A 9,609-nucleotide genomic window follows, 5' to 3' on the forward strand; every position below is an offset into this window, starting at 1 on the left:
ACAAACAGTGAGGAGAAAGAACAAAGAATACCTCCCCATCTATTGATGAGGAGATGAATTTGGTCTTTCTCCTGCTTTTTTATCTAAATTTATTCTTTCGATGGTAAAATTAAATACGCAAATAATATCGTTATCTTCAGGAGATGAAATTATGGCTTTTAAAACTAAGCTGGCTGAGCAGGAAAATTCAGCTTGGCACTAGAAAATATCGCATTTATCCAGAGGGCGAAGAAATCGCCTGGATTTGGCAGCTGTTTGGAGCTAACCGCTTTGTCTGGAACCAATTTGTAGCTGCTTTTGAGGCACGCTATGAGGCTAATCCTCAGCTTAAGTTTCCCAAGATTGGGATCTTGAAGAGCTGGCTACCTTTAATGCGCAAAGAGCATGAATGGCTTAAGCGAATTAACAGCACCTCCTTGCAATTTACTGTCGAGCGCTTTAGCGATGCTATGTGGGCTTTTCTGACTAAAAAGCAAGTTAAGCAAGGCAAGCCTAGGTTTAAAAGCCGTAAGTATTATTCTCAAACAACAACGATTAAAAACGTTAAATATCAAACTAGAGCTGGCGCTCAAGCTCAGATTGAAGTGCTTAGTCCGCATCATTTAAGAATTGGCAAAAAGAATGGCATTGATGTTGGCCTGGGCAAAGAGTGGCTAGTTACCAGTGATGGCCGCCACTTTAATGTGCCTGACACCTTTGAGCTGGAAAAAGAAATGATCAGGCGTCAAAGTCATTGCGACCGCAGTCGCACAGCAATTGAAAAGAGAGTAGCCAAGTTTAATAAAAACCACAAAGAAGCCAAAATAGACAAGTATGATTATTATAATTGGCAGAATCTGAGAAAGACCAAAAGCAAGTACCAGCTGAAGATCAGAAACATCAGATACGACTACCTGCAAAAAGTGACGACTGAGCTGGTTAAAAGCTATGATGTGATTGCCATTGAAGATTTGAAAGTCAAGAATCTTTTAGGCAATCACAAATTGGCGCATAATGTCGCTAATGCTTCTTGGGCAACGTTCAGAAGGCTGTTGGCGTATAAGTGCGAGTGGTACGGCAAGAAATTAATTGTGGTGGCGCCGCAGTATACTAGTCGCATCTGTTCGGCATGCGGCAGAAAGAATCCGCAGTTTGCGCACATGAAAACTAGAGACTGGCTGGCAGTCAGAAACTGGACTTGTCCATACTGTCAAACAGATCACGATCGAGATGAAAATGCGGCTAAGAACATCTTAGCTAGAGCGGCTAGCTAAAAGAAAATAGCAAAAACGGGCTTGGGCCAAGCCTTGCTAAGATAGGCCGACCGCTATGCTCTGGTGGAAATTAAAAAGCCACTAAGCTCGGGAAAACTTGAGTGGACATTTTTGAATGAAGAGCACAAGTCAGGCTGTTCGCAGAAAAACTCTAACAAAGAGACCGCCCATCTATTTGATGGGTGGTAGATCATCTTGAGTCACGATAGCTGTTACACATTTATCTAATAATCCTAAATTATAATGTTTTTTCTTTGACTTTTTTAAAGATCTTTTATACATGGGGGTAAATTTAATCCTCATCGGAATATAAATCCTTTCTGAATTCTTCTAATGAGTTATATTCTCCCGCATATTGATGATTTTTAGCTTGGTCTAGGGCAATGTCTAGTTCGCTTTTGCCAATACTGGGGACGAAAGGCAGCTTACCATGCTGATTAATGTAAATATAGTACATTCTCGTAGCAGTTGTCATATCCATTCCCATTTTCTCAAGATTTGCTTTTGTTTCTGCTTTTAATTTGTTATCAATACCTAATGTTAATGACATAGTAATCTTCCTTTCAATATTATATAAGATGCCTATATTATACCATGATACAAGTAATGTATAGTATTTTATACTTTAAACATACTGCTAATAATTAGAAGTTACCCACACCAAACAAAAAATCCAATCCTCAAGCGAGAATTGGATCTTTTTATGCAGTAATATTTTTATTACTTAGTAGTACCAGTTGAAACGTAAGCTGATAATACATCCTTCAAGTCGTTATCCTTGATTGAAACATCAGCACGCTTCAATACAGTTGCAATAACGTCCTTCATGGTTGCTTGGTCTTGAGCCATTGATGCGTAAATTTGGTCATCGATAGCCTTCTTGTGATCAGCAAACTTACCCTTAGCAGGACGGTTGATCATCTTGATTACGTGGTAACCAGATTGTGACTTAACTGGAGTTGAAGTAACTTCACCGTTCTTAAGCTTAAATGCAGCGCTCTTGAATGATGAGTCTAAAGTGTTGTCAGTTGAGTCAAATGCAGGCAACTTACCAGCCTTGTTCTTAGTAGCAGTGTCAAGTGAGTACTTCTTAGCTAAACTCTTGAAACTCTTGCCATCCTTCAATTGCTTGATGATACTTTCAGCAGTTGACTTCTTAGCAACTAAAATATGTTGTACAGTTACCTTAGGTTGGTAGTTCTTCCAAGCTTGTTGTTCTTGCTTCTTAGAAACCTTCTTAATGTGCTTCAAAGCTTGTTCAGAAAGGAGGTTAGTCTTCAAGTTTTGTTTAAATGCTGAAGCAGTCATACCATTTTGTTGTAAAACAGCACTGAATTGTGAGCCATATTGCTTCTTGTAGTTGTTGTATTGCTTGTCAACTTTCTTAGATGAAACGTATTTGCCATATTGTTGTTCCAAAGCACGATTAATGATCATGTTGGCTAAAGCTGATTTACCAGCTTGAGACTTCTTCATTTCATCGTAATATTGTTGTTGAGTAATCTTGCCACCCTTGTAAGAAGCAACAGTAGCATTGCTGCCGCTATTAGAGCAGGCAGCAGTAGATAATGCAACACCAGCTACAGCAACGACTGCAGCAATTTTCTTCATATAACTCTTCATATAATTAAATCTCCACATCCTTAAATAAGTAACTATTCACTAATATACCATAAAAAAGGCGAAACCGTAGTTAAACACGTAAATATTCACAGAAAAATCAAAATTTCTTTAGGCTTTTTTATTATCTGGCGCTAAATTTTCTAAATCTTGATTCATTTCTTCGCCTTTTTGCTTTAGGCGATCAACAGTTGGCTGAATATGACGAGAATATTTTTCAATATCATCACCCATATCGCTAATAGTACGTTGTGCTTCAGGCATCTGAGCGTTTAACTCTTGACTGGCTTGCTTAGTCTTTTTTAGAGCACGAGCAAAGCTCTGGGTATCATGTTTAAGACCATCGAATTCAACCTTTAGGGGTTTGCCGGGACGATTTCCTTTATCATCTTTCATGCAAGAGAAGATCAAGCCGGCAGTGGCTCCCAAAACAGAGCCTAACAGAAAATGCTTCATAAATTACTCCTTAAAATTGTGACTTAATTTTGTCGGCAACTTCATTGTACTTAGCTTCGTCATACTTATCAGCATTATTGCGAGTCATAAGTTTCAGGCCGTCACCTTCAAAACGAGGGATGAAGTGAATGTGTGAATGCATTACTACTTGATTAGCGGCTTTACCGTTATTAGTAGTGATATTCATGGCAGTAACGTTAGGGAAGGCAGCTTTAATTGCGTTGGCAATTTCAGGAATATATTGCAAGTAGCGTTGTGCGTCTTCCTTAGTGTAGTCGAATAAGTTGACGATGTGCTTTTTTGGCACCATCAAAGTGTGACCGGGGTTAACTTGTGAGGTGTCCAAGAATGCCTTAACATCATCATTTTCGAAGACGGTGTAGCTAGGAATTTCACCGCGAATAATTTTGCAGAATAAACAATCTTTATCTAAATTTTCCATATTATATTACCTCTTGCTTGTTAAACTTTAGTTTCTACATATATCCATGATATTATAAAACATGATAGTTTACTAAAGAAAGAAACGAAAAAATGACATTAAAAATTGAACATTTAACAGGAGGCTATACTGGCGTTCCTGTTATTAAGGATATAAATTTAGAAATCAAGCCAGGCGAGGCCCTTGGTTTAATCGGATTAAACGGGGCAGGTAAGTCTACCACGATCAAGCATATTTTGGGCTTGCTTCGTCCACCAAAAGGCAAGATCACGTTAAACGACGTGGTTTTGACTCAGCAGCCAACTAAGTTTAAGCGCCAAGTTGCCTACATCCCTGAAACACCAATTCTTTATCCAGAGTTGACCTTGAAGGAACACTTGGAATTAACCATGCTCAGCTACCACTTAGATGAAAAGCAGGCTTGGACAAGAGCACATGAACTGCTCAAGATGTTTAGACTTGATGACAAATTAGAGTGGCTGCCAATTCATTTCTCAAAAGGGATGCGGCAGAAGGTAATGATTGTCTCCGCATTTTTAGCTGATACGAGTCTGCTGGTAATCGATGAACCATTTACTGGCTTGGATCCATTAGCTGTGGCTAACTTGATTGATCTGATTAAACAAGCGATCTCTAATGGCAAGATGGTGCTGATGACCACGCACGTGTTAGCTGATGCGCAACAGGCGACCTCTAATTACGCTGTGCTTAATCACGGTACGATTGAAGTGATTGGCAGCTTGCAAGAGATTCGCCAGCACTATGGCTTAAAGCCAGATGATCCATTTGACAAGTTATATTTGGCTTTGAATAGAGAGGATCATAGCAATGCGTGAGTTAGCGAAAAAAAGACTGAACGAAAATCTCAAGCAATCAGTTAAATACTTGACGCTGGTTTTCAATGACTTCTTTATTCTGGCTTTGATCTTCTTAGTGGGTGCCTTGATGTTCTGGTATGCACAGGCAATGAAGACGATGCCAAGCAATCTCTGGTTTTATAAGCCGCTGGTTGGCTTGATCATGTGGCTACCGTTATTAACCGGCCGCTTAGTTACCTTATTAAAAGATGCGGACATGCAATTCTTGTTCACGCAAGATGCCAAAATGGAAGAATATTTGAAGCCGATGATCAAATATAGCATGGTGCTGCCAATTATTTTAATCGTGCTTTTAGGCGGGATCTTATTTCCGTTTGCGACGATTAAGGCAGGGATTCCCGTGTGGTCTTATGCTTTGATTGTGATTGGCACAATTTTGTTAAAGGGATGCATGCTTTTAATTGAAAAAGAAAACTTGTATTTCTATTACAATTCACCTAATTGGCTAAGTCTAGTTATTACTTTGGCAGTATTACTGATTGGCTGTCTTGGCTCTTATATTTATCCAATCGAAGCTGTGGTTCTGATGATAATTGCTCATTTAGGGACTAAAAAAGAAAAGGGCATTTTCGACTGGCGCTATGCAATTAAAGCTGAACAAGCCAGAAAGGACCGCGTATATTCTGTCTTCAGCATGTTCACCGATGTGGCTGAAAAGCAGGTAAATATTAAACGTAGAAAGTATTTAGACTTCCTCTTACCTAAGTCAATTGCTAAGGAAAATCCAAACTTGTTCTTGTACAGAAGATCGCTTTTGCGTAACCCTGAATACTTGAACTTATTGGTAAGAATGACCGTCTTTGCCATTTTGATTTCATGGCTAGTGCAAGATTGGAAATGGGCACTGGGCTTGTCTGCCTTAGTAATTTTTCTTACGGTATATCAATTATTGCCGATGGCAACGGAGTTTGACCGCAACTTCATGTATCGCGTTTATCCAATCGAGCGGCAAAATCGTGGTAAGGATTTGGTCAAAGTATTGACGTTAGGCTTGTTTATCCAGTGGCTATTGATCAGTATCTTCTGGTTAGTTGTGTTGCCAATCAACATTAATTTGTTTGAGGCAATGGCCATTTTGTTGGTCTTCACTGTGCTGGTCATTGCTGCATATTTGCCAAGCAAAGTTAAAAAGATGAATCAAAAGAATTTTGGAATTAGATAGGGAATAGAGAATGAGATTAAGAAATAAACCTTGGGCCGTAAAGTTAGTTAATGATTATCCAGAAAGCGTCTTGCAAAATCCAGATCCAGAAAAGAAGATCGATTGGACCGAGCGTTTTGGCAATGATCATCCGATTGAAATTGAAGTAGGTTCTGGCAAAGGACATTTCATTACGACCTTGGCTAAGCAAAATCCGGACAAGAATTATGTGGCCTTAGAATTGCAAACAACGGCCGCAGGGATTATCTTGCGCACGAAGTTAGAAGAAGGTTTGGATAATTTGCAGATCCTGCGTGGGGATGCCGCTGATATCGACTGCTTTTTTGATGAAAATACGACAGATGTCATTTACTTGAACTTCAGTGATCCGTGGCCAAAGACTCGTCATGAAAAGCGCCGCTTGACTTACAAGAGCTTCTTAGCTAAGTATGAGCAAGTGCTCAAGCCAGATGGCCATATTGAGTTTAAGACGGACAATTCGGGCTTGTTTGCATATTCGGTGCAAAGTATGAATAATTACGGGATGCATTTTGATTTTGTCTCAGTGGACTTGCACCATGAAAAGGCGGAGATTGTTGAAAAGAATATCGAAACTGAATATGAGCATAAGTTTGCGGCTAAGGGCAATCCGATTTATGCGTTGCATGCTAGTTTTGATGAAAAATAATATTGTGAAGAATAAAAAGAAGTATTTCTATCTTGTGTTTAGAGCATTGGAAAGAAATACTTTTTTTCATATTTTCTGAGTTATAAAATATGAAATTAGATGTTCAAATAAGTATAATATAAAAGGAAAATTATTAATAAATATCATGGATGAGGTAATTGTTATGGATAACATACCAACATCAGTAGATTGGGCAAATTTAATTGCTGAATTACCTGAAGAAAAAGTAGATATTGATAAGAACGGTCATTATGATCCTGCTAAGTCACCTAATTTTCATGATTGGATGGTTAATGGCTAAACTGAAATTATTGCGAAAGCAAATTGATTTTTATATAATACTTATAAATAGTAAGCAAGTGAGGTAACAACATGGAAAAAATTAAAGAATTAACCGAAGATAAATTGCAAGAAATCATCAAGTCAGGTCACGTGGTATTGGAATTCTCCGCTACTTGGTGCCCGGACTGCCGCTTTCTTGATCCATTCTTGCCAGAAATTGAAAAAGATTTTTCTGATGCCAAATTCTACCAAATCGACCGTGATGGCTCAGTTGACGTGGCAAAAAAATTAATGATTATGGGAATTCCTTCATTTGTTGTCTACCAAGATGGCAAAGAAATTGGTAGACTAGTAAATAAGGACCGTAAAACTAAAGATGAAGTAGAAAACTTTTTACGATCACTTGACTAATAGAGGAGATTTAAAAAAGCATGATTACTAGTACTAATAAAGAAGCTTATCCTAACACTTTGATCGTTATCTTGGGTCACGACGAAGGCCGTAGCTCATTTGAAGAAAAAGACGATGTAACCCGCGTTACTAATGACGAAGGCAAGACTATTGGCTTCAACTTCTTCAACGTTGACAAGTTTATGGACTACGACAAGTTGCCAAATGGCCCAGTTAAGTTGTCAGATGATGAACTTACTGCCCTTAACAAGAAGTTAGCTGAAGCCGGCTTTGACGATAAACTCGCATACGGCAAGCCAACTCTTGTTTACGGCTACGTTAAGACTTGTGAAAAGCACCCAGATTCAGATCACTTACATGTAACCACTGTTCAAGTGGGCGATGATGAAGAACACCAAATCGTTTGTGGTGCTCCTAACATCGCTCAAGGTCAAAAAGTTGTTGTTGCCCTTCCTGGTACCTTGATGCCAAGTGGTGAACAAATTTGGCCAGGTCAATTGCGCGGCGTTGATTCATACGGCATGATTTGTTCAGCTCGTGAATTAGGTTTGCCACACGCACCACAAAAGCGTGGTATCATGGTTGTTCCAGACAGCTTCGAAGTTGGTGCAGAATTCGAACCAACCAAGTGCGATGAATTAATTGCTAGTGGTAAGATTACTTTATAATTTAATTTTGATAAAAGGGCGCTGAGAATATCTGCGCGCGTAAAACGGTTGAATAGCTTTTCAACCGTTTTTTGAATGCAAAGATAAAAGAGATAATAGTCGTAATTACTGAAAGTCGAAAATATGCCAACTTTTTTGCTAACTAAACCTTCAAGAAAAATGGTAAAATAGTTAACGAATAAATCCGTTAAAAATTCGAGGGAATAATAAATGTTAGATAAAAACAAACAAATTTGGTTTATTGGTATTAAGGGTACTGGTATGGCATCCCTAGCACTCTTACTTCATGACTTGGGTTACAATGTTGCCGGCAGTGACATTGAGAAGTACACTTTCACTCAAGTTCCACTTGAAAAAGCCGGCATTGAAGTGAAGAACTTTGATCCGAATAACATCAAGAGCAACGATGAACAAGTCATCGTTAAGGGTAACGCCTTCAAGGAAGATAACCCAGAAGTTAAGGCTTGTCTTGATAAGGACGTTAAGTGGCAATCTTACCCAGATACTGTTGAAGAAGTTGTGCAAAGTCATACTTCAATCGGTGTTTCTGGTACCCACGGCAAGACCTCAACTACTAGTCTGTTATCACACGTTTTGGGCGAAGTCGCTCCAACTTCATATTTAATTGGTGATGGCCGTGGCAAAGGTGTTGCAGGCTCACGTTTCTTTGTTTACGAGGCTGATGAATACCGTCGTCACTTTTTGGCATACCACCCAGATTACCAAATCATGACCAACATCGACTTCGATCACCCAGACTATTTCAAGGATCAGGCCGACTACACCAGCGCATTCCAATCAGCTGCTGACCAAACCAAGAAGGCACTCTTTGTTTGGGGCGATGACAAACGTTTGCAAAGTTTGAAGACTGATATTCCTAAGTACACTTACGGCTTCAGCGACAGCGATGACTTCCAAGCTACTGATATTAAGAAGTCAACTACTGGTTCCAAGTTCCACGTTTTAGCTCACGGCAAGGACTTGGGTGAATTTGAGATTCACTTATTTGGTGATCACTCAATTTTGAACTCGACTGCCGTAATTGCTGTTGCCTACACCGAAAAGGTGCCAATGGAAGACATCAAGAAGGGCTTACCGTCATTTATGGGTGCTAAGCGTAGATTTAGTGAAAAAGACTTCGGCGACATTGCTGTGATCGACGACTATGCACACCACCCAACTGAAATGCGTGCTACTATTCAAGCTGCCCGTCAAAAGTTTCCAGACAAGAAGTTGGTTGTTGTTTTCCAACCACACACATTCTCCAGAACCAAGAAGTACCAAAAGGACTTTGAAGAAATCTTAAGCGACGTCGACAAGGCTTATGTTACTCCAATTTATGCTTCAGCACGTGAAGCTAACGGCGACATTTCTAGTGAGGATTTGGTTAAAAATATTCCTGGTTCAGAAGTGATCGATTTAGACAACATTGCTGACTTGACCAAGAATAAGAATTCCGTCATCGTCTTCATGGGTGCCGGCGACATACCTAAGTACGAAGATGCTTTTGAAAAGTTGCTGTAGTTAATTGGACTAAGGTCCTATTTGCAAATTGCAAATAGGACTTTTTTTGCGTCTCTGGTTTATAATTTGATTATGGGGTTATCAGCAGTTAACAAAATAAATACTAAAAAGTGATAAAATCTGTTAATTTATGACAATAAGTGATATAATATCCTTAACGAAAGTTGAGGAGTTTTTTTATGGCATCCAATACACAATTACCCAAGTATTTATCTATCGGACAAGCTTCTAAATATTTAAATATCG

11 protein-coding genes and 2 pseudogenes are annotated in these 9,609 nt (G+C 39.1%); 9 read left to right on the forward strand and 4 right to left on the reverse strand.

Annotated features, from left to right (window positions below; translation table 11 throughout):
• Positions 1–151: 151 nt before the first annotated feature.
• Positions 152–1,253 (forward strand): annotated as a pseudogene (locus BLP58_RS04715) (RNA-guided endonuclease InsQ/TnpB family protein).
• A gap of 292 nt (positions 1,254–1,545) precedes the next feature.
• On the opposite strand, the gene BLP58_RS04725 reads toward BLP58_RS04715, so the two are convergent.
• The 4 genes from BLP58_RS04725 to BLP58_RS04740 all read right to left on the reverse strand — a co-directional run bounded on the left by BLP58_RS04725 (position 1,546) and on the right by BLP58_RS04740 (position 3,771).
• Entirely contained in the window at positions 1,546–1,803 is a 258-nt protein-coding gene (locus tag BLP58_RS04725; protein ID WP_013853721.1) for a type II toxin-antitoxin system RelB/DinJ family antitoxin, read from the reverse strand.
• Positions 1,804–1,973: 170 nt separating this feature from the next.
• The gene (locus tag BLP58_RS04730) at positions 1,974–2,876 is read right to left on the reverse strand and encodes a peptidylprolyl isomerase PrsA (RefSeq protein ID WP_013853722.1); all 903 of its coding nucleotides are present in this window, start codon (positions 2,874–2,876) and stop codon (positions 1,974–1,976) included.
• A 108-nt stretch (positions 2,877–2,984) separates the two neighbouring features.
• Positions 2,985–3,329, reverse strand: a complete 345-nt coding sequence (locus tag BLP58_RS04735; RefSeq protein ID WP_013853723.1) for a hypothetical protein — start codon at positions 3,327–3,329, stop codon at positions 2,985–2,987.
• Between the two features lie 10 nt (positions 3,330–3,339).
• Positions 3,340–3,771 (reverse strand): HIT family protein, encoded by a 432-nt coding sequence (locus BLP58_RS04740; RefSeq protein WP_013853724.1) that lies wholly within the window; start codon positions 3,769–3,771, stop codon positions 3,340–3,342.
• Positions 3,772–3,863: 92 nt separating this feature from the next.
• Here BLP58_RS04740 and BLP58_RS04745 point away from each other — a divergent pair, with 92 nt between their 5' ends.
• The 8 genes and pseudogenes from BLP58_RS04745 to BLP58_RS11875 all read left to right on the forward strand — a co-directional run.
• Positions 3,864–4,607: an ABC transporter ATP-binding protein gene (locus BLP58_RS04745; RefSeq protein ID WP_013853725.1), complete on the forward strand. Its 744-nt coding sequence runs from the start codon at positions 3,864–3,866 to the stop codon at positions 4,605–4,607.
• On the forward strand, positions 4,600–5,811 hold the full coding sequence (locus BLP58_RS04750; RefSeq protein WP_013853726.1) for an ABC transporter permease: 1,212 nt from the start codon (positions 4,600–4,602) through the stop codon (positions 5,809–5,811). The genes BLP58_RS04745 and BLP58_RS04750 overlap by 8 nt, the downstream gene beginning before the upstream one ends.
• Before the next feature lie 10 nt (positions 5,812–5,821).
• Positions 5,822–6,478: a tRNA (guanosine(46)-N7)-methyltransferase TrmB gene (gene trmB, locus BLP58_RS04755; protein WP_013853727.1), complete on the forward strand. Its 657-nt coding sequence runs from the start codon at positions 5,822–5,824 to the stop codon at positions 6,476–6,478.
• 163 nt (positions 6,479–6,641) lie between these two features.
• Positions 6,642–6,779, forward strand: a complete 138-nt coding sequence (locus BLP58_RS04760; RefSeq protein WP_013853728.1) for a hypothetical protein — start codon at positions 6,642–6,644, stop codon at positions 6,777–6,779.
• Between the two features lie 71 nt (positions 6,780–6,850).
• On the forward strand, positions 6,851–7,171 hold the full coding sequence (locus BLP58_RS04765) for a thioredoxin family protein (RefSeq protein WP_013853729.1): 321 nt from the start codon (positions 6,851–6,853) through the stop codon (positions 7,169–7,171).
• Positions 7,172–7,191: 20 nt separating this feature from the next.
• Positions 7,192–7,839 (forward strand): YtpR family tRNA-binding protein, encoded by a 648-nt coding sequence (gene ytpR, locus BLP58_RS04770; protein WP_013853730.1) that lies wholly within the window; start codon positions 7,192–7,194, stop codon positions 7,837–7,839.
• Between the two features lie 210 nt (positions 7,840–8,049).
• A complete protein-coding gene (murC, locus tag BLP58_RS04775) occupies positions 8,050–9,363 on the forward strand; it encodes a UDP-N-acetylmuramate--L-alanine ligase (RefSeq protein ID WP_013853731.1) in 1,314 nt (437 codons plus the stop codon).
• 179 nt (positions 9,364–9,542) lie between these two features.
• Positions 9,543–9,609: pseudogene (locus BLP58_RS11875) on the forward strand (IS607 family transposase); the annotation flags it as partial.

This window comes from Lactobacillus kefiranofaciens (assembly GCF_900103655.1).
In the GTDB taxonomy this organism is placed as follows: domain Bacteria; phylum Bacillota; class Bacilli; order Lactobacillales; family Lactobacillaceae; genus Lactobacillus; species Lactobacillus kefiranofaciens.

What these genes read in the sequence shown, in the direction of transcription:
- BLP58_RS04725 (WP_013853721.1), bottom strand. Translation starts at nt 1,803, where the DNA reads ATGTCATTAACATTAGGTATTGATAACAAATTAAAAGCAGAAACAAAA.
- BLP58_RS04745 (WP_013853725.1), top strand. Translation starts at nt 3,864, where the DNA reads ATGACATTAAAAATTGAACATTTAACAGGAGGCTATACTGGCGTTCCT.
- BLP58_RS04750 (WP_013853726.1), top strand. Translation starts at nt 4,600, where the DNA reads ATGCGTGAGTTAGCGAAAAAAAGACTGAACGAAAATCTCAAGCAATCA.
- BLP58_RS04730 (WP_013853722.1), bottom strand. Translation starts at nt 2,876, where the DNA reads ATGAAGAGTTATATGAAGAAAATTGCTGCAGTCGTTGCTGTAGCTGGT.
- BLP58_RS04740 (WP_013853724.1), bottom strand. Translation starts at nt 3,771, where the DNA reads ATGGAAAATTTAGATAAAGATTGTTTATTCTGCAAAATTATTCGCGGT.
- BLP58_RS04735 (WP_013853723.1), bottom strand. Translation starts at nt 3,329, where the DNA reads ATGAAGCATTTTCTGTTAGGCTCTGTTTTGGGAGCCACTGCCGGCTTG.
- BLP58_RS04760 (WP_013853728.1), top strand. Translation starts at nt 6,642, where the DNA reads ATGGATAACATACCAACATCAGTAGATTGGGCAAATTTAATTGCTGAA.
- trmB (WP_013853727.1), top strand. Translation starts at nt 5,822, where the DNA reads ATGAGATTAAGAAATAAACCTTGGGCCGTAAAGTTAGTTAATGATTAT.
- murC (WP_013853731.1), top strand. Translation starts at nt 8,050, where the DNA reads ATGTTAGATAAAAACAAACAAATTTGGTTTATTGGTATTAAGGGTACT.
- ytpR (WP_013853730.1), top strand. Translation starts at nt 7,192, where the DNA reads ATGATTACTAGTACTAATAAAGAAGCTTATCCTAACACTTTGATCGTT.
- BLP58_RS04765 (WP_013853729.1), top strand. Translation starts at nt 6,851, where the DNA reads ATGGAAAAAATTAAAGAATTAACCGAAGATAAATTGCAAGAAATCATC.